Below are 18664 nucleotides of genomic sequence, written 5' to 3'. Positions count from 1 at the left end.
CATGGGCATTTTTGACTGGAAACACTGGATCGTCATCCTGGTTGTTGTCGTGCTGGTGTTCGGCACCAAGAAACTGAAAAACCTCGGCACTGACGTGGGCGAGTCGATCAAGGGTTTCAAGAAAGCCATGAACGATGACGAGAAACCGGCCGATCCTACCGTGACCCCGGCGCAACCGGTTCCACCTGTTCAGCCACAGACCACGCAGTCCGTGAACCAGCCGCACACCATCGACGTGCAGGCGCAAAAAGTCGAAGAGCCGATCCGCAAAGACGTGTGAGCACTGACTAATGTTTGGTATCAGCTTCTCTGAACTGCTGCTCGTCGGCCTCGTCGCCCTGCTAGTGCTGGGCCCCGAGCGCCTGCCGGGCGCTGCGCGCACCGCCGGCCTGTGGGTCGGTCGTCTGAAGCGCAGCTTCAACGCGATCAAACAGGAAGTTGAACGTGAAATCGGTGCCGACGAGATTCGTCGGCAACTGCACAACGAGCACATCCTGTCGCTGGAACAGGAGGCGCGGAAGATTTTCACGCCGACCCAGCAGGAGGCCACGCCCGTTCAGCCTGTTGAACCGATCGCGGAGCAAACGATTCATGCCCCCGCCGCCGAGCCAGCACCTGTCGTCGCCGTAGAAGCACCTGCACCCGTTGTTGCAACGCCACCGGTTGAACCTGCCACGCCTGCGGCTGCGCCTGTTGCGCCGGCCCCTCATGACCCAACACTGGCGCCGCGAGCCCCATGAGCGATCTTCCTGAAAACGACCAGCACATGCCGCTGGTTTCGCACCTCACCGAGTTGCGTACCCGCCTGCTGCGTTGCGTAGCGGCGATCTTCATCATCTTCGCCGGGTTGTTCGCCTTCACCCAGCAGATCTATACCTTCGTTTCGACGCCGCTGCGCCAGTATTTGCCCGTGGGCGCAACGATGATCGCCACCGACGTGTCGTCGCCGTTCCTGACGCCATTGAAGCTGACCATGATGGTCTCGCTGTTCCTGGCAATCCCGGTGATCCTGCATCAGATCTGGGGCTTCATCGCGCCGGGCCTGTACAAGCATGAGAAGCGCATCGCCGTGCCGTTGCTGGTGTCCAGCATCATGCTGTTCTATGCCGGCATGGCATTCGCCTATTACCTGGTGTTCCCGCTGATCTTCAAATTCTTCGCCGCCGCCACCCCGGCCGGCGTGGAAATGATGACTGACATCAGCAGCTACCTCGACTTCGTCATGACGCTATTCTTTGCCTTCGGCGTGGCGTTCGAGATCCCGGTGGCTGTGGTGCTGCTGGTATGGATCGGCGTGGTCGACGTCAAATACCTGAAGAAAATTCGCCCCTACGTGATCATCGGCTGCTTCGTGGTCGGCATGATCCTGACACCACCGGACATCTTCTCGCAGACGCTGTTGGCTGTACCGATGTGGCTGCTGTTCGAGATCGGCATCCTGTTCGGCGGTCTGATCAGCAAGCGCGGCGATCATCCAGACGATCAGCCGGACAACCAGCCGGCAGACGATCACAACGACCAGCCGCCAGCGACCCAGCCGTGAACCTGCTGCTCCTCGAAGAGGCCGATTTCATTGCGGCCGACCGGGTGATCCTGCGTGATCGCCGGTTGACGCACATGCAGGAAGTCCACCGCTGTGAAGTGGGTGACAGCATGCGCGTCGGGCGTATCGGCGGCCTGATGGGTGCGGCCGAAGTGTTGCGCCTGGACGCTGATGAAGCCGAATTGCGCGTCACCCTTGACCAGCCGCCGCCGACCAAGCTGCCCCTGACACTGATATTGGCCCTGCCACGGCCGAAAATGCTGCGCAGGGTGTTTCAGACCGTGGCGGCCATGGGTGTGCCACGAATCATCCTGGTGAACAGCTATCGCGTCGAGAAGAGCTTCTGGCAGACGCCGTTTCTGGAACCTGAAGCGATTCGCGAGCAATTGATCCTCGGCCTGGAACAGGCCCGGGACAGCGTGCTGCCGGAAATCGTCATCGAGAAGCGCTTCAAGCCGTTCGTCGAAGATCGGCTGCCGGCCATTTCTCAAGGCACCCTCGGCCTGGTGGGTCACCCGGGCAATTACCCGCCCTGCCCTCGCGGCCTGAATGAACCGGTGACCCTGGCCATCGGCCCCGAAGGTGGCTGGATCCCTTACGAAATCGACCTGCTGGCCAAGTCTGGCCTGCAACCGGTACAACTCGGCGAGCGCATCCTGCGCGTCGAAACCGCCGTCACCGCCCTGCTCGCCCGCCTCTTTTAAGATCAAGCACGGTCACTGTGGCGAGGGAGCTTGCTCCCGTTTGGGCGCGCCGCGGCCACCGCTTTATTCCTGCAAAACCATCTCAGCCTGATTTGCGACTGCTTCGCAGCCGGACGGGAGCAAGCTCCCTCGCCACAGGGATTTACTCGACCTGAATACCGCGCTGTACCTACAGATTCCCGGCCGCCGGCCGATACAGCTCCCATAAAACCAATTTGTAGTCCGAGGGAGTAGCAGCATGTACCGTTGGCTAACCGAGAGTCTGGGAAACGTAAGCGTCAATCGCAAACTGGGGATCGGTTTCGGTCTGGTGCTGCTGCTGACGCTGCTGATCACCTTCACCGCCTGGACCGGCCTGACGGGCGTGATGAGCCGGGGCGACAAGCTGGGGTTCATTGCCAGCCTCAACGACCAGACCAAAGACCTGCGCCTGGCCCGTCTGGACTACGAAATGCGCCGAGGCGAACAAGGCCCGGGCGCCGTCAACGATCTGTTGAGCCAACTCGACACAGGCCTGCAAACCGCACGCAAATTGATCGAACAGCCTGCTGATGCGGCGATGATCGACCAGCAACTGGCCGCCGTCAGCCAGTACAAGCAAGCCTTCATCGCGATGACCCAGGCCGGTGCCAACCGCGAAGACGCCCGCAGCAAACTGGGCGCGACCGCCGATAACGCCGTGGCCCGCGTCGCTGAAGTCGAAAAATCCATGCTGCAAGGCGACAGCGTCGCCGACTTCAACAGCGTGATCGACCTGAGCAAACTGATTCAGCAGGCACGCTTCCAGGTGCGCGGCTATACCTACAGCGGCAAGACCGAGGCCGAGCAACCTGCACTGGACGCCATCGACAACGCCCTGAAGAACCTCGAAAGCCTGCCCTCCAAACTGCCGGAACAGCACATTGCCAACCTGCAACAGGCCAGCGATTCGCTCAAGGCCTATCGCGCCGCCGTCAGCCAGTTCCGCGACTCGCAAGTGGCCAGCGCCGCCGCCCTCAAGCGCATGGCCGCGCAAGGCGATATCTTGCTCGACGTCAGCAAAAAACTCACCGTGTCACAAACCATCGTCCGCGACACCGACGCCGCACACGCCAAGAACCTGCTGCTGATGGCTACCGTTCTGGCCCTGGCGTTTGGCTTGCTGGCGGCATGGGCGATCACTCGCCAGATCGTGGTTCCGCTGAACCAGACCCTCAAAGTCGCCGAACGCGTGGCGGCTGGTGACCTGACGCAAAACCTTGTTTCCGAACGTCGCGACGAATTGGGCCAGCTCCAGCGTGCCATGCAGAACATGACTCTGGGCCTGCGCGAACTGATCGGCGGTATCAGCGATGGCGTAACGCAAATCGCCAGCGCCGCCGAAGAACTGTCCGCCGTCACCGAACAGACCAGCGCCGGGGTCAACAGCCAGAAGGTCGAGACCGATCAGGTGGCCACGGCAATGAACGAAATGACGGCCACCGTGCAGGAAGTCGCGCGAAACGCCGAAGAAGCCTCCGAGGCCGCCGTCGCCGCCGATCAGCAGGCCCGCGAAGGTGACAAAGTGGTCGGAGAGGCCATCGCTCAGATCGAGCGCCTGGCCCTCGAGGTTGGCAATTCCACAGCGGCCATGGGTGATCTGAAACGCGAGAGCGACAAGATCGGCAGCGTGCTGGACGTGATCAAATCCGTGGCCCAACAAACCAACCTTCTGGCCCTCAACGCCGCGATTGAAGCTGCCCGTGCCGGTGAGGCCGGACGTGGTTTCGCGGTGGTCGCCGACGAGGTGCGCAGCCTGGCCCAGCGCACTCAGAAGTCCACCGAGGAAATCGAAGAGCTGATCGTCGGCCTGCAAACCGGCACCCAGCAAGTGGCGACCATCATGGACAACAGCCGCAGTCTGACCGACAGCAGCGTCGAACTGACCCGCCGCGCCGGTAGCTCGCTGGAAAGCATCACCCGCACGGTGTCGGCGATTCAGTCGATGAACCAGCAGATTGCCGCCGCTGCCGAGCAGCAAACCGCAGTGGCCGAGGAGATCAACCGGAGCGTGCTGAACGTGCGCGATGTGTCCGAGCAGACCTCGGCAGCCAGTGAAGAGACCGCGGCGTCCAGCGTCGAGCTGGCGCGCCTGGGGACGCATCTGCAGATGCTAGTGGGCAGGTTCAAGGTTTGAAACAGAGGTGATGCCTTCGCGGGCAAGCCTCGCGCCTACAGGGCTTTGCGTATCGCTCGATTGAGCCACGACACAATACTGTAGGAGCGAGGCTTGCCCGCGAAGGCGTCAGGACAGGTGCTAAAGCTACAAAACCTGGCGCAAGAAGGCCTGCGCCCGCGGATCCTTCGGCGCATCGAAGAATTCGGCCGGCGAGGCATCTTCCAGCAATTTGCCGTGATCGAAGAACAGCACTCGATCCGCGACTTCCCGTGCAAAGCCCATCTCGTGGGTGACGCAGACCATGGTCATGCCTCCGTTTGCACAAGGGTTTAAGCAGGAATTGTTGCTCTAACGCTGGTCGTTCACACGCTCTGCGTGGGAGCGATCAGCAGCGCAAAAAAAACCCCGCTTTCGCGGGGTTTCTCGTCAGGCCAACTGAGGCTGCGCACTCAGTGGTTTGAGCGGTAGCAGCGGCGCATGGGGATCGGCTTTCACCGATTTGCGCCAGGCCGCCAGCCACTCGGGATGGCCTTCATTCCAGATCTGCTCATGCAAGCGAGCCAATGCCACCGGGTCGCTCAGCAATTGCACACGCTCATTGTTGTTCAGGCCGTCAGGCCCAACTTTCAAGGCGTGACGCACCCGCTCGATGCGCAACCATTCGATCGGCTCGGCCTGACCGTGACGCGAGGTCGCCAGCGAGCACGCCAAGGCGTTCTGCTGTGGATCGACCACCGCACGGATGAAACCGTCGTTCAGTGCATGCCAACGGTTTTCGTGGGTGTACTGATCGGTTGCCAGCAACGCCTGCGGCGGATTGTATTCCTCAGGGATCAGGAACAGGCTTTCGTCACGGGACTTGAGGCCCAGGCCGACACGACTGGAAATCACCGATACCGGGATCGACAGCATCAACGAACCGACGATCGGCACCAGCCACCACAGGAAGCTCGGGTTCAGCCAGACCACCAGCAGGGCCCAGAAGAAGCCCAGCAAGGTTTGCGGACCGTGGCGCTTGACCGCTTCGCTCCATGGCGTGGAGTCGTCGTCACGTTGTGGCGAATTCCAGGTCGCGGCCCAGCCGAGGAACGCGGCGAGGACGAAACGGGTGTGGAAAATCATCCGCACCGGCGCCAGCAGCATGGAGAACAGCATCTCCAGCAGCATCGACAAGGTCACCTTGAACTTGCCACCGAACTCTTTCGCGCCCTTGGCCCAGATCAGGATGATGCTCAACAGCTTCGGCAGGAACAACAGCACAATCGTCGTCGAGAACAGCGCAATTGCTTTGTCCGGGTGCCATTGCGGCCACAGCGGATAGAGCTGACGCGGCTCAAGGAAGTACTGCGGTTCCATCAAGGTGTTGACCGCCAGCAGCGCCGTCGACAACACCAGGAAGAAGAACCATAACGGCGCCGACAGGTAAGACATCACGCCGGTCAGGAACACCGCACGGTGCACCGGGTGCATGCCCTTGACCAGGAACAGGCGGAAGTTCATCAGGTTACCGTGGCACCAGCGACGGTCACGCTTGAGTTCGTCCAGCAGGTTCGGCGGCAGTTCTTCGTAGCTGCCCGGCAAATCGTAGGCAATCCACACGCCCCAGCCGGCACGGCGCATCAGCGCAGCTTCGACGAAGTCGTGGGACAGAATCGCACCGGCAAAAGCACCTTTACCCGGCAACGGCGCCAAGGCGCAGTGCTCGATGAACGGCTTCATGCGGATGATCGCGTTGTGGCCCCAGTAGTGGGATTCACCCAACTGCCAGAAGTGCAGGCCGGCGGTGAACAACGGACCGTACACGCGGGTAGCGAACTGCTGCATACGCGCATAAAGGGTGTCCATGCCCGACGCACGCGGCGCGGTCTGGATGATCCCGGCGTCCGGCGTGGCTTCCATCAAGCGCACCAGGCTGGTCAGGCAGTCACCGCTCATCACGGAGTCCGCGTCGAGCACGACCATGTACTTGTAGTCGCCGCCCCAGCGACGGCAGAAGTCGTCGAGGTTGCCGCTTTTACGTTTCACACGACGGCGACGACGGCGATAGAAAATCTTGCCGAAACCCTTGGCTTCACGGCAGACGTCCAGCCAGGCTTGCTGCTCGGCCACGCAGATGTCCGCGTCATTACTGTCACTGAGGACGAAGAAGTCGAAGCGATCCAGGTCACCCGTGGCTGCAACCGACTCGAAGGTCGCACGTAAACCGGCAAACACCCGTGGCACGTCTTCGTTGCAGATCGGCATCACCAGTGCAGTGCGCGCGTCCTTGGCAATTGGCTCGTTGCCAGCACTTTTACCGGAGATCCGGTATTTGTCGTGGCCAGTGAGCAATTCGAGGAAGCCCATCAGCGCCGTCCAGAAACCGGCCGAGACCCAGCAGAACAGAATCCCGAACAGAATCAGGATGCTGGTTTGCAGCGCATACGGCAGCACTTGCGTGACGGTTTTCAGGATCGGTTGGTGCAGAACCTCGTTCAGGTCGACGAACGACCAGCCCTGGTACGGCATGATGCCTTTCATGTACCAGCCGGCGACTATGGTCTGGCCAAGCATCAGGACCAGCAGAATGTAACGGCGGATCGAACCGACGGTGCGCCAGCGAGCCGCCGGCAGCACGTTCTCGTCCTTCGGCGGGGCCGGGGGATTGGTGCGACCGGTCAGACGCCGCCAGCCACGCACCAGAATGTTGGTGCGCCACGGCTCCGGCACGACTTTGGTCCGACGGATCGGCGGGGTGGCCTTGAGGCAAACCCGACCACTGGCGTCGACCGCCAGCATTTCCGCTTCTTCCAGTTCTTCAGCAGTGCTCAGGGTCAGGCGACGGCCCACCGAGGCTTGGGCAGCCTCGGTCGGAGCGTCGAACGTCGAAGACGACAGACGTTGGTGCAGTTCGCTGAAGGACTGGCAGCCCGCGAGTTCCGCGCGCTGCTGGTCGGTCATCGGTAGATGCGCCAGATACTCGGCAAGAGTCTCTGGCTGTAGTTGAGAATTACTCATCGGCAGGCAACTGGTAGCTCCAGGTCTCGGTCAGGACTTCTTCCGTCGCTGCCGATTCCGGTGTGGCTGGGGCCGCGTCCGCAGCAACAGGCTGCTTGGCGTCTTTGTTGTCCTTGTCCTTTTCCTTGGTATCGGCAACTGGCTTAGCGTCGGCCTGCTTGGCTTCGGCTTGCTTGGCGTCCTTGGCTTCCTTGTCCGCCTTCTCTTGTTGCTTGGCGGCCACTTTATCGGCCTTGGCAACCGAAGAGTTGGAGACTGGCAGCGAGTTCTTGGCGAGGTCGCCCGGCACGATGTTCTCGACCAGTGCCGCACGCATCTCGGTAGGCTTGCCCGGATCCTTGATTTTCATCCGCAGGGTCAGGCGCCAGCCCTTGGTTTCAGGGTTGTAGCGCACGCTGTTTTCGACCAGCTCGGCATTGTCGCCCACGCTGACCTGGCTGCGAACGTCCGCGGTTTCCGGCAGTGCTGCCAGGGACGGACCTTCGAAGTCCACCAGATAGGCAACGCTGCCATCCGGCTGACGGATCAGGTTGGACTGTTTCACGTCACCCGTGGAACGCAGGGTCTGTTGAACCCAGGCACTGTCCGGTGCGTGAAGGGCGGCTTCGTCGATGGTCCAGTGCATGCGATAGGCGACGTCCAGCGGCTGACCAGGCTCAGGCAGTTTTTCCGGGCTCCAGAACGCAACGATATTGTCGTTGGTTTCGTCGGCAGTCGGAATCTCTACCAGATCGACGGAACCCTTGCCCCAATCGCCTTTTGGTTCGATCCAGGCACTTGGGCGCTTGTCGTAGCGGTCGTCGAGGTCTTCGTAGTGGCTGAAGTCGCGGCCACGTTGCAGCAAGCCGAAACCACGCGGGTTTTCGATCGAGTAGTTGCTCACGGCCAAGTGTTTTGGATTATTCAGTGGACGCCAGATCCATTCGCCGTTGCCGGCATGAATCGACAGACCGCTGGAATCGTGCAGTTCACGACGGTAGTTCAGCACTTTCGACGGCTGGTTGGCGCCGAACAGGAACATGCTGGTCAGCGGCGCAACGCCAAGCTTGGTGACCTTGTCACGCAGGAACATGCGGGCCTTGACGTCGACAATGGTGTCGCTGCCAGGACGCAGGGTCAGACGATAAGCACCGGTGGCACGTGGCGAATCCAGCAGCGCGAAGATCACCAGGTGTTTGTCACCCGGTTTTGGCCGTTGAATCCAGAATTCGGTGAAGCGCGGGAATTCTTCGCCGGACGGCAATGCGGTATCGATGGCCATGCCGCGAGCGGACAAGCCATAGGTGTGACCCTTGCCGACAACGCGGAAGTAGCTCGCGCCGAGCATGGTCATGATTTCGTCTTGCTTGTCGGCCTTGTTGATCGGGTAAAGCACACGGAAACCGGCATAACCCAGTTGTTCGGTAGCTTTAGGATCGAACTTCACATCGCCGAAATCGAAACGAGTTGGGTCGTATTTGATCTCTTCGACGGTGTTAGCCGTGATTTCGTTGATTTTCACCGGCGTGTCGAAGTGCATGCCCTGGTGATAGAACGAAAGCTTGAACGGGGTTTTCTGATCGGCCCACTCGGCTTTTTCAGTGCGGAAACGAATTTTTTGATAGTCCGCGAATTTCATTTCGCGGAATTCGTTCGGCAGGTTACTGCGCGGGGCTTCGTATTTTTGTCCGGCCAGCTCTTTCGCCTTGACCGATACATCCTCCAGATTGAATGCCCAAATCTGGCCGGCGCTGAGCAGGCAGAGCAGTGCTGAGCCCGCTACCAGAGCGCTTCGGAACCGTTTGGCAGTCAATTTTGGTGCATTACAGGGAGTAACAATCACGAGCAACCCTCGCCGAAAACAGATCAAAAAACCAACGGCCAGCTATCTATATGCCAGGTTGGCGAGCATTGTTCCGACTCCTATGGGGCTAAATGATTCCCCAACAGGTCTCGGACAAGTCTCTACCTAAGTCAAAATGGACCAACGAACGCTGATCCCCGTAGCGCGCGATTATCTAGTAGGCCGCGTTACAACGCATCAGGGGTAACAAAGTATTTATCGCGAAAAACCCCTGTTTTCAGTCGAAAAGCCCTGAAAAACATGTTTCAAGTGCTTTCACGTCTGTAACAGGAAGGTGACCGGGCCATCGTTGACCAGGTGCACCTGCATATCCGCGCCGAATCTACCTGATGCCACAGTGCCATGCACCTGTTTCGCTTTGCTTAATAAATAGTCGAAAAGCTCCTCGCCCAGGGCTGGAGGGGCAGCGGTCGAAAAACTCGGGCGCAACCCGCTCTTGGTGTCTGCGGCCAGGGTGAACTGCGAGACCAGCAGCAACCCGCCGCCTACATCCGCCAAAGACAGGTTCATCTTGCCCTCGGCGTCACTGAATACTCGATAGTTAAGCAGTTTATGCAGAAGTTTGTCGGCGCTGGCACGAGTATCCTCGGGCTCTACCGCCACCAGCACCAACAACCCCTGATCGACCGCCCCCACCACTTCCCCCGCTACCTCGACTCGCGCGCCATGCACGCGTTGCAGCAGGCCTTTCATGCTTCTTCGGGCGGCAGGTCGAGCAGGCGGCGAGCCATCTGCCCGGCGGCACGCACCAGTGCATCGGTGATGCCCGGCTCGGACGCGGCGTGGCCGGCGTCGCGGATCACCTGGAGTTCACTGTTCGGCCAGGCTTGATGCAGTTCCCAGGCGTTGTCCAGTGGGCAGATCACGTCATAACGACCGTGGACGATCACGCCAGGCAAATGGGCGATCTTGCCCATGTCGCGAATCAGCTGGTTCGGCTCGAGGAAGGCATTGTTGGTGAAGTAGTGACATTCGATACGTGCGATGGACAATGCGCGCTGCGGCTCGGAGAAGCGATCAACCACCAGCGGATTCGGACGCAAGGTCGCGGTCCGGCCTTCCCAGGTGGACCAGGCCTTGGCCGCATGCATCTGGGCGATCTGATCGTTGCCGGTCAGGCGCTTGTGGAAAGCGCTGAGCAGGTCGCCGCGCTCATCCAATGGAATCGGCGCGACATAGTCCTGCCAGTAATCGGGGAACAGACGGCTGGCGCCACACTGGTAGAACCACTCGATTTCCTGCGGCCGGCAGAGAAAAATCCCGCGCAGGATCAGACCGTGTACACGCTCCGGGTGGGTTTGCGCGTAGGCCAGCGCCAGGGTCGAGCCCCAAGAGCCGCCAAACAGCACCCATTTTTCGATGCCCAGGTGTTTGCGAATGCGCTCAAGGTCGGCGACCAGATCCCAGGTGGTGTTGTTTTCAAGACTGGCGTGGGGCGTGGAGCGCCCGCAACCGCGCTGGTCGAAGGTCACGATGCGGTACATGTTCGGATCAAAGTACCGTCGACTCTGGGCATCACACCCGGCACCGGGGCCGCCGTGGATGAACACCACCGGCAAACCTTCCGGTGAACCGCTTTCGTCGACATACAGGGTGTGAGTTTCATCGACGGCCAGATCGTGCCGGGCGTGGGGTTTGATCTGCGGGTACAAAGTCTGCATTGCGCGCTCCGTAAGGGGTCGAGGTCATCCCTGGGGGGACTTCTATTATTCTGCCGTCCGGCATCATAAACCCGAATTACGCCAATGAGCATGCCCCTTGCAGCGTCATAACCTGTCAGCCAAAAACCCGAGCAGCGTTTCATACAGCAAGTCGACCTCGGCGACCTGGCCCCGGGCCCGCAAACAGCCATGAACCAGCCCTTCTCCATAGTAAAACGTGGTGGGCACACCCGCGGCCTGGAGATGCTCGGCATAGAGCACGCCGTCATCGCGCAGCGGGTCGAATTGCGCCACGGCAATCAATGCCGGCGGCAGCCCGCCGAAGTGTCCGGCGAGCAACGGCATCGCATAGACGCCCGGCTGTCGGGTGCCGCGCAAGTACAGGGCGTGATAACAATCCACATCACTGCTGGCGAGCAATGGCGCGTCGATGCATTCGCTACGCGACGGCAACGAGCGATCACCGCCCAGCCCCGGATAGATCAAAACCTGCGCCGCCGGGACCGGCTCGCCCGCATCCCGCAGCGCCAGACACAACGCAGCAGCCAGATTGCCACCGGCACTGTCCCCCGCCACCAGCGTTCGTCCGGGATCAAGCCGAAAAGGTCCGCTTCGCAGCGCGCGCCAGACACCCAGGCAATCATTGAACGCCGCCGGAAAAGGATGTTCCGGCGCCAATCGGTAATCGACCGCGATCACCAGTGCGCCGAGTGTCGACGCCAGTTCGGCGCAGATGAAATCGTGGGATTCCAGATCCCCTACCACCCAACCACCGCCATGCAGATACACGATGCACGGTCCAACGTCGGTCGGAGGTGAAACCGGCGGCTGATAAGACCGCACCGACACGCCGGCCAACTCGAAATCGACCACGTAGAGCCCGGCGGGACGTGGCGGAGTGAACGCCCGGCACATCGCGCTGTAGGCCTGGCGCAAACCGTCGAGGCTGCTGTCGGTGCTGTTGAAGCTGACGGTTTTCTCGACGAATGCCGACATTTGTTCAGAAATCGGGTAAGGCTTCATGGGTCTGGTGCCCGTTCAGGAGATGGGGCCAACCCCTGTGAGAGCGAGCCCCGCTCGCGAAAGCGGAGTGTCAGTCAACATTGATGTCGACTGACACTCCGTCTTCGCGAACAGGCTCGCTCCCACAGGTTTTGCGTTTAGGGCTTCAAGCTGGCCAAAACGGTCGCCGCGCCCTCCTTGCCCTCAAAGCTGGTCACACCGGCCAGCCAGCGCTGAAGGTCTTCGGGATGATCACGCAGCCATTGCCGGGCAACGTCCTGAGGCGTCTTGCGCTCCATGATCGGCACCATCAACTGGCTTTCCTGGGCGGCGGTGAAAGTCAGGTTCTCCAGCAAACGGTTCACGTTCGGGCAACGTTCGGCATAGTCCGGGGACGTCACAGTCGAGACCGTCGCTGCGCCTTCGTTGGGGCCATAAACGTCTTCGCTGCCGGTCAGGTAGGCGATTTTCATGTTGATGTTCATCGGGTGCGGAGTCCAACCGACGAACACCACGAACTCCTTACGGTTCACCGCCCGCTGAACGGCCGCGAGCATGCCGGCCTCACCGGACTCGATCAGCTTGAAGTCTTTCAAGCCGAAGTGATTGGTCTCGATCATGGTTTTGATCGTGGTGTTGGCGCCACTGCCGGGCTCGATGCCATAGATCTTGCCGCCGAGCTTGTCTTTGAACTTGGCGATGTCGGCGAAGGTTTTCAGCCCGGCGTCCGCAACGTACTGAGGCACCGCGAGCGTTGCCTGCGCGTCGGCCAGGCTCGGCTTATCCAGGACCTTCACTTGTTTGGCATCAAGGAACGGCGCGATGTTCTTGTCCATCGCCGGTTTCCAGTAACCGAGGAAAATATCGAGGCGTTTGTCGCGGATGCCGGCAAAGATGATTTGCTGCACGGCGCTGGTTTGCTTGCTTTCGTAGCCGAGGCCGTTGAGCAATACGTCAGCCATGCCGCTGGTGGCGATCACGTCGGTCCAGTTGACCACGCCCATGCGCACGGCCTTGCAGGACGCGTCGTCACTGGCCAGGACGCTAGTGCTCAGAAGAGCGGTGCCGCAGAGGATTGAGAGACAGCGGGTGAACAAACCTTTGGTGCTTGTCATAGAGAGCGTTCTCGTGCGGCAGATTATTGTGAGGGCCGGTGTCTTCTTGCACCGTGACCAGCACATTACGCAGCGTCGAGAGGGTAAAAGCGAACTGTAGCGACCGAGATTTGCACGGTGGCGACCGTTCCGCTCAGGTAGCGAGACCAACCCCACCCTGTGGCGAGGGAGCTTGCTCCCGCTGAGTTGCGAATCAGTCCCCAACCCATTCAACCGAGTGTTATCAGATACACCCGACTCGCCGGGTTTACGACGGCTTCGCCGCCGAGCGGGAGCAAGCGCCCTCGCCACAAAAGCGCGCTCCCACAGGGTTACGCGTTGTAGTGCTTTTGGCCCCAGGCCAGCAGGCCTTGCAGCAATTCCTTGAGCACAACCTGCGTCGGCGCCGCCAGGTCCGGGCGATAGCGAAACGGCTCAAACTCTTCCATGTACGTGCACTGCCCTAGCTCCAGTTGCACCGCATGGATGTTTTCGGCCGGGTTGCCGTAATGCCGGGTGATGTGGCCGCCCTTGAAGCGACCGTTCAGCACGTGGCTGTAATCGGTGTGCCTGGCGCAGATTGCTTCCAGCTGAGTGGCCAATTGTGGATCGCAACTGGCGCCGTTGAAGGTGCCGAGGTTGAAGTCCGGCAGCTTGCCGTCGAACAGGTGCGGGATGATCGAGCGGATCGAATGCGCATCGAACAGCAACGCGTAGCCGAACTCGGCTTTGAGTCGCGCCAGTTCGTTCTGCAGGGTGGTGTGATACGGCGTCCACACCTGCTCCAGATATGTTGCTCGTTCCGCCGCCGACGGTTCCATCCCTTCACGGAACAACGGAATACCGTCGAACAGCGTCGCCGGATACAGACCGGTGGTGGCGCCGACATACAGCGGCTTGTCGTCAGACGGACGGTTCAAGTCGATGACGAAGCGCGAGTACTCGGCAGCCAATGTACTGGCGCCCAGTTCGGCAGCGAACTCATAAAGTTGGGGAATGTGCCAGTCCGTGTCCGGCAGGCTGCGCGCATCGGGGATCAATCCGGCTTCCACCGCCGGAGTCAGGCGCAGGCCGGCGTGGGGCATGCTGATCAGCAGCGGCACGCGGCCTTGTTTGAAGTTCAGAACCTTATCCACAACTGCTCTCCTAAACGCTCGTTTCGACGCCGTGACGCACGACGCGTTTTTCCAGGTCACCGCCCAGCCAGTACGACAGATCGGCGGGACGATCGATTTGCCAGGCGACGAAATCCGCGACCTTGCCGGCTTCCAGCGAACCGTGAGTATCAGCCATGCCCAGCGCGGTGGCGGCATGAATGGTCGCGCCCGCCAAGGCTTCTTCCGGGGTCATGCGGAAACAGGTGCAGGCCATGTTCAGCATCAAGCGCAACGACAGCGCCGGTGACGTGCCGGGGTTGAGGTCGCTGGCGATGGCGATTTTCACGCCGTGTTTGCGCAGGGCATCCATCGGTGGCAACTGGGTTTCACGCAGGAAGTAAAACGCACCGGGTAGCAGCACCGCGACGGTGCCGGATCTGGCCATGGCGATGGCGTCGTCTTCGGTGATGAATTCCAGGTGATCGGCCGACAGAGCGTGGTAACGCGCCGCCAGGCTCGAACCGTGCAGCGACGACAATTGCTCGGCGTGCAGCTTCACCGGCAGACCCAGTTCTTGTGCGGTGATGAACACCCGCTCGACCTGTGCCGGCGAAAAGGCCAGGTATTCGCAGAACGCGTCCACCGCATCCACCAACCCTTCGGCGGCCAGGGCCGGGAGCATTTCAGCGCAGATGTGATCGATGTAGTCGTCGGCGCGATCCGCATATTCCGGTGGCAACGCATGAGCGGCGAGGCACGTGCTGCGCACGCTGACCGGCAGTTCGGCGCCGAGACGACGGATGACTCGCAGGATCTTGCGTTCACTGGCCAGGTCGAGGCCGTAGCCGGATTTCATTTCGACCGTGGTCACGCCGTCGCGCATCAGGCTTTTCAGACGCTTGGCGGCGCTGGCGAACAGCTCATCTTCGGTCGCTGCACGGGTGGCGCGCACGGTGCTGGCGATGCCGCCACCGGCTGCTGCAATTTCCGCGTAGCTGACACCTTTCAGGCGCTGTTCGAATTCACCGCTGCGGTTACCGCCGAACACCGTGTGGGTGTGGCAGTCGATCAGGCCCGGGGTGACCCAGGCCCCTTTCAAATCATTGACCGCCGGGTACTCACCCGACGGCAGCTCACTGCGCGGGCCGACCCACTCAATGTGCGCACCGGACGTCACGATGGCCGCATCCTCGATGATCGAGTAGACGCCTTGCGCCATGGTTGCGACGTGGCAGTGTTGCCAGAGAGTTTTCATCCCGAGTTCCTCGTCTTTGATCGTTCCCAAGCTCCACGTGGGAATGCCTCTAGGGACGCTCTGCGTCCAGTGACGCGGAGCGTCACGGGCTGCATTCCCACGCAGAGCGTGGGAACGATCGGTGGGTGGGGGTTAAAGGCTCGGCAAAAGCCTGGCCGACACCAGTTCATTCAGGCAACGCGTGGCCAACAGTTCAGTCGCCGCATTGATGTCCGGCGCAAAGAAGCGGTCCTTCTCATAGAACGGCACTTCTTTACGCAGAATCCCACGGGCGTTTTCCAGCTTCGCCGAAGTCTTCAGACCTTCACGCAAATCCAGCCCCTGAACCGCCGCCAACCATTCCACCGCCAACACACCGCGCGTGTTTTCAGCCATTTCCCACAAGCGCTTGCCGGCAGCCGGTGCCATCGATACGTGGTCTTCCTGGTTCGCGGAAGTCGGCAGGCTGTCCACCGAATGCGGATGGGACAACGCCTTGTTCTCGCTAGCCAGTGCCGCCGCAGTCACCTGGGCGATCATGAAACCGGAGTTCACACCGCCATTGGCCACCAGGAACGGCGGCAGTTGCGACATGTGCTTGTCCATCATCAGCGAGATGCGACGTTCGCTCAGGGAACCGATTTCAGCGATAGCCAGGGCCATGTTGTCAGCGGCCATGGCCACCGGTTCGGCGTGGAAGTTACCACCGGAGATCACGTCGCCTTCAGCGGCGAAGACCAGAGGGTTATCGGAAACGGCGTTGGCTTCGACGGCCAGCACTTCGGCCGCCTGACGGAACTGAGTCAGGCAGGCGCCCATGACTTGCGGCTGGCAGCGCAGGGAGTACGGGTCCTGGACCTTTTCGCAGTTCTGGTGCGAGTCGGATACTTCACTGCGCTCGCCCAGCAGATCACGGTAAGCGGCAGCGGCGTCGATCTGGCCTTTCTGGCCACGGGCGGCGTGGATGCGTGCGTCGAACGGCGAACGCGAACCCAGCACGGCTTCGACCGTCAGGGCACCAATCGCCACGGCACCGGCGAACAGATCTTCGCCTTCGAACAGACCGCGCAGCGCATAAGCGGTCGACACCTGAGTGCCGTTGAGCAGCGCCAGGCCTTCTTTCGCCGCCAGGGTCAGCGGCGTCAGGCCGGCGACTTTCAGTGCTTCAGTCGCTTCCATCCACTCGCCTTTGTAGCGGGCCTTGCCTTCACCCAGCAACACCAGGGACATGTGCGCCAAAGGCGCCAAATCGCCGGACGCACCGACTGAACCTTTCAATGGAATGTGCGGGTAAACCTCGGCGTTGATCAGTGCGATCAACGCGTCAATCACGACGCGGCGAATGCCGGAGAAACCACGGCTCAGGCTGTTGACCTTGAGCACCATGACCAACCGCACCAGCGCGTCGCTGATCGGCTCGCCGACACCGGCGGCATGGGACAGCACCAGCGAGCGCTGCAGGTTTTCCAGGTCTTCGCTGGCGATGCGGGTCGAAGCCAGCAGGCCAAAACCGGTGTTGATGCCGTAGGCGGTGCGGTTCTCGGCGAGGATCTGTTCCACGCAGGCAACGCTGGCTTCGATCTGCTTTGATGCACTGTTGTCGAGGGTGATTTTGACCGGCTGCTGATAGATATCACGCAGTTGGGCAAGGCTCAGTTGGCCGGGAATCAAATTTAGCGCAGTCACTTTTATTCTCCTTTTGAGAGTCTTTTTGTTAACTAACCAGACGCTCCGGAAATGTCCGTTGTCCGTCGCTTCCCGCCTCGTGGGGGGCTGGCGCCTTGGCACGCTGGTTTGATGTAGGAATCAGTTGAGGTTCGGTAACGCCTTGTGCAGCAAAATCGGATCTTTCAACACGCCGGCAGCGGCGGCAATGTCCGGCGCCAGCCAGCGGTCCTGGTCGTAGGCCGGGACGCGTTCACGCAGCAGACGCCACGCGGCATCGGTGCCAGCGCCAAAACGCTGATCCTTGAGAAATTCAAACGCCTGGGCCGCCAGCAGATACTCGATGGCGAGGATCTGCGTGCAATTTTCCAGGGCGCGATGCAGCTTCAGCGCCGCGTTGGTGCCCATACTCAAGTGGTCTTCCTGCAAGCCCGAGGTAACGTAGTTGTCGAGCACGGCCGGTTGCGCCAATTGGCGATTTTCCGCGCACAGCGACGCGGCGACGTACTGGACAATCATCATCCCGGAGTTCACCCCGGGGTTGGCCACCAAAAACGCTGGCAGGCCGCTGACGTGCGGGTTGATCAAGCGGTCCAGGCGACGCTCGGCGATGGAGCCGATTTCGGCCATGGCGATGGCCAGCAAGTCCGCCGCCAGCGCGACCGATTGGCCATGCGGGTTGGCCTGGGACATGACACGGAAGTTGTCTGGCGTACCCAGCAGCAACGGGTTGTCGGTGCAGCCGTTGAGTTCGGTTTCGATCTGGCGGATCGCGTGAGTCAGTTGATCCCGTGCAGCACCGTGGACTTGCGGGATTGAACGGATGCTCAACGCATCCTGCGTGCGAATGCCTTTGCTCGATGCAATCACTTCACTGCCATCCAGCAACGCTCGCAGATTGATGCCGACCTGCTGCATGCCCGGATGCGGTTTGAGCGCGATGATCTCGGCATCGAACGCCGCGATCTGGCCACGCTGGGCTTCGAAGCTCATGGCGCCGATCACGTCGGCCCATTGCACCAGGCGCGTCGCATCGGCAATCGCCAGACAGCTGAGGCCGGACATGCACGGCGTGCCGTTGACCAGGCACAAGCCATCTTTGGCCCCCAACTGAACCGGTTGCAGACCTTCTTCGGCCAGGGCTTGCTGGGCGGTAACGATCTGCCCGCGATAACTGACATTGCCGACACCCAACAGCGCGATGCTGATATGGGCCATGTGGGTCAGGTAACCGACCGAACCCTGGGACGGCACTTGCGGGGTGATGCCGCGATTGAGCAGCGCCAGGAGGGCTTCGACCACCCGGCGATGAATGCCGGATTTGCCATGGCTGTAATTCAGGATCGCTGCGCAGAGAATTGCACGGGTCTGCTCGTCGGCCAGCGGAGCGCCAACGCCACAAGCGTGGCTGAGCAAGGTGTTGCGCGACAACTGGCTCAGTTGTTCGTCTTTGAGCGAGACGTTGCACAACGCACCCAGGCCCGTGTTGACGCCATACGCTCGCTCGCCGCTGGCGACGATGCGCTGTACGATCGCCTGGGCATTCTCGATCCGCGCCCAGGCCTGGGCCGACAGCTCAAGCTGAGCGCCATGACGGGCGACGGCAACCACATCCTGCCAACGCAACGGGGCGTCGGCGATAACGATTTTTTCAGCCTGGGACATCTTTGACCTCTTACCTGAATAT

The 18664-nt window shown here is 60.9% G+C and carries 15 protein-coding genes and 2 pseudogenes; 6 read left to right on the top strand and 11 right to left on the bottom strand.

The window, feature by feature from the left end:
* Nucleotide 1: 1 nt before the first annotated feature.
* The 6 genes and pseudogenes from FHL16_RS04970 (at nucleotide 2) to FHL16_RS34910 (ending at nucleotide 4402) form a co-directional block, all read left to right on the top strand.
* Nucleotides 2–280: a twin-arginine translocase TatA/TatE family subunit gene (locus FHL16_RS04970; RefSeq protein ID WP_010464483.1), complete on the top strand. Its 279-nt coding sequence runs from the start codon at nucleotides 2–4 to the stop codon at nucleotides 278–280.
* A gap of 10 nt (nucleotides 281–290) precedes the next feature.
* Nucleotides 291–740, top strand: coding sequence for a Sec-independent protein translocase protein TatB (gene tatB / locus FHL16_RS04965; RefSeq protein WP_077747609.1), 450 nt, complete (start codon nucleotides 291–293; stop codon nucleotides 738–740).
* Nucleotides 737–1543 (top strand): twin-arginine translocase subunit TatC, encoded by an 807-nt coding sequence (tatC, locus tag FHL16_RS04960; protein WP_010464487.1) that lies wholly within the window; start codon nucleotides 737–739, stop codon nucleotides 1541–1543. Before tatB ends, tatC begins: the two co-directional genes overlap by 4 nt.
* Nucleotides 1540–2247 (top strand): 16S rRNA (uracil(1498)-N(3))-methyltransferase, encoded by a 708-nt coding sequence (locus FHL16_RS04955; RefSeq protein WP_010464490.1) that lies wholly within the window; start codon nucleotides 1540–1542, stop codon nucleotides 2245–2247. Before tatC ends, FHL16_RS04955 begins: the two co-directional genes overlap by 4 nt.
* Nucleotides 2248–2485: 238 nt before the next feature.
* Nucleotides 2486–3544: pseudogene (locus tag FHL16_RS34915) on the top strand (methyl-accepting chemotaxis protein); the annotation flags it as partial.
* Nucleotides 3530–4402 (top strand): methyl-accepting chemotaxis protein, encoded by an 873-nt coding sequence (locus FHL16_RS34910; RefSeq protein ID WP_370655189.1) that lies wholly within the window; start codon nucleotides 3530–3532, stop codon nucleotides 4400–4402. The pseudogene FHL16_RS34915 and the gene FHL16_RS34910, both read left to right, overlap by 15 nt.
* 126 nt (nucleotides 4403–4528) lie before the next feature.
* Here the strand turns inward: FHL16_RS34910 and FHL16_RS04945 are convergent.
* From FHL16_RS04945 to hutH (FHL16_RS04895), 11 genes and pseudogenes are all read right to left on the bottom strand, one after another.
* Nucleotides 4529–4696: pseudogene (locus FHL16_RS04945) on the bottom strand (peptide ABC transporter ATP-binding protein); the annotation flags it as partial.
* Nucleotides 4697–4810: 114 nt separating this feature from the next.
* Nucleotides 4811–7381 (bottom strand): glucans biosynthesis glucosyltransferase MdoH, encoded by a 2571-nt coding sequence (gene mdoH, locus FHL16_RS04940; protein WP_010464496.1) that lies wholly within the window; start codon nucleotides 7379–7381, stop codon nucleotides 4811–4813.
* On the bottom strand, nucleotides 7374–9203 hold the full coding sequence (locus tag FHL16_RS04935; RefSeq protein WP_010464497.1) for a glucan biosynthesis protein G: 1830 nt from the start codon (nucleotides 9201–9203) through the stop codon (nucleotides 7374–7376). The genes mdoH and FHL16_RS04935 overlap by 8 nt, the downstream gene beginning before the upstream one ends.
* Nucleotides 9204–9479: 276 nt before the next feature.
* On the bottom strand, nucleotides 9480–9917 hold the full coding sequence (gene dtd, locus FHL16_RS04930) for a D-aminoacyl-tRNA deacylase (RefSeq protein WP_010464499.1): 438 nt from the start codon (nucleotides 9915–9917) through the stop codon (nucleotides 9480–9482).
* Nucleotides 9914–10885: a prolyl aminopeptidase gene (pip, locus tag FHL16_RS04925; protein WP_010464501.1), complete on the bottom strand. Its 972-nt coding sequence runs from the start codon at nucleotides 10883–10885 to the stop codon at nucleotides 9914–9916. Before pip ends, dtd begins: the two co-directional genes overlap by 4 nt.
* A gap of 105 nt (nucleotides 10886–10990) precedes the next feature.
* Nucleotides 10991–11908 (bottom strand): alpha/beta hydrolase, encoded by a 918-nt coding sequence (locus tag FHL16_RS04920; protein ID WP_077747606.1) that lies wholly within the window; start codon nucleotides 11906–11908, stop codon nucleotides 10991–10993.
* Between the two features lie 137 nt (nucleotides 11909–12045).
* Nucleotides 12046–13002: a choline ABC transporter substrate-binding protein gene (locus FHL16_RS04915; RefSeq protein WP_077747605.1), complete on the bottom strand. Its 957-nt coding sequence runs from the start codon at nucleotides 13000–13002 to the stop codon at nucleotides 12046–12048.
* 311 nt (nucleotides 13003–13313) lie between these two features.
* The gene (gene hutG / locus FHL16_RS04910; RefSeq protein ID WP_010464507.1) at nucleotides 13314–14117 is read right to left on the bottom strand and encodes an N-formylglutamate deformylase; all 804 of its coding nucleotides are present in this window, start codon (nucleotides 14115–14117) and stop codon (nucleotides 13314–13316) included.
* A 10-nt stretch (nucleotides 14118–14127) separates the two neighbouring features.
* Nucleotides 14128–15333, bottom strand: coding sequence for an imidazolonepropionase (gene hutI / locus FHL16_RS04905; RefSeq protein WP_077747604.1), 1206 nt, complete (start codon nucleotides 15331–15333; stop codon nucleotides 14128–14130).
* A gap of 132 nt (nucleotides 15334–15465) precedes the next feature.
* Nucleotides 15466–16998, bottom strand: coding sequence for a histidine ammonia-lyase (gene hutH / locus FHL16_RS04900; RefSeq protein ID WP_010464511.1), 1533 nt, complete (start codon nucleotides 16996–16998; stop codon nucleotides 15466–15468).
* A 120-nt stretch (nucleotides 16999–17118) separates the two neighbouring features.
* A complete protein-coding gene (gene hutH / locus FHL16_RS04895; RefSeq protein WP_077747603.1) occupies nucleotides 17119–18642 on the bottom strand; it encodes a histidine ammonia-lyase in 1524 nt (507 codons plus the stop codon).
* Nucleotides 18643–18664 lie beyond the last annotated feature (22 nt).

The sequence above is a fragment of the Pseudomonas sp. FSL W5-0299 genome (assembly GCF_005930655.1).
In the GTDB taxonomy this organism is placed as follows: domain Bacteria; phylum Pseudomonadota; class Gammaproteobacteria; order Pseudomonadales; family Pseudomonadaceae; genus Aquipseudomonas; species Aquipseudomonas mandelii.
Note: the sequence above shows the minus strand (reverse complement) of the source record. Positions and strands in the feature narration are given on the sequence as shown.

Excerpts from the sequence above, each read along its gene's own strand:
- FHL16_RS04970 (WP_010464483.1), top strand. The coding sequence starts at position 2 with ATGGGCATTTTTGACTGGAAACACTGGATCGTCATCCTGGTTGTTGTC.
- FHL16_RS04920 (WP_077747606.1), bottom strand. The coding sequence starts at position 11,908 with ATGAAGCCTTACCCGATTTCTGAACAAATGTCGGCATTCGTCGAGAAA.
- hutH (WP_077747603.1), bottom strand. The coding sequence starts at position 18,642 with ATGTCCCAGGCTGAAAAAATCGTTATCGCCGACGCCCCGTTGCGTTGG.
- pip (WP_010464501.1), bottom strand. The coding sequence starts at position 10,885 with ATGCAGACTTTGTACCCGCAGATCAAACCCCACGCCCGGCACGATCTG.
- tatC (WP_010464487.1), top strand. The coding sequence starts at position 737 with ATGAGCGATCTTCCTGAAAACGACCAGCACATGCCGCTGGTTTCGCAC.
- FHL16_RS34910 (WP_370655189.1), top strand. The coding sequence starts at position 3,530 with ATGCAGAACATGACTCTGGGCCTGCGCGAACTGATCGGCGGTATCAGC.
- hutI (WP_077747604.1), bottom strand. The coding sequence starts at position 15,333 with ATGAAAACTCTCTGGCAACACTGCCACGTCGCAACCATGGCGCAAGGC.
- mdoH (WP_010464496.1), bottom strand. The coding sequence starts at position 7,381 with ATGAGTAATTCTCAACTACAGCCAGAGACTCTTGCCGAGTATCTGGCG.
- dtd (WP_010464499.1), bottom strand. The coding sequence starts at position 9,917 with ATGAAAGGCCTGCTGCAACGCGTGCATGGCGCGCGAGTCGAGGTAGCG.
- tatB (WP_077747609.1), top strand. The coding sequence starts at position 291 with ATGTTTGGTATCAGCTTCTCTGAACTGCTGCTCGTCGGCCTCGTCGCC.
- FHL16_RS04915 (WP_077747605.1), bottom strand. The coding sequence starts at position 13,002 with ATGACAAGCACCAAAGGTTTGTTCACCCGCTGTCTCTCAATCCTCTGC.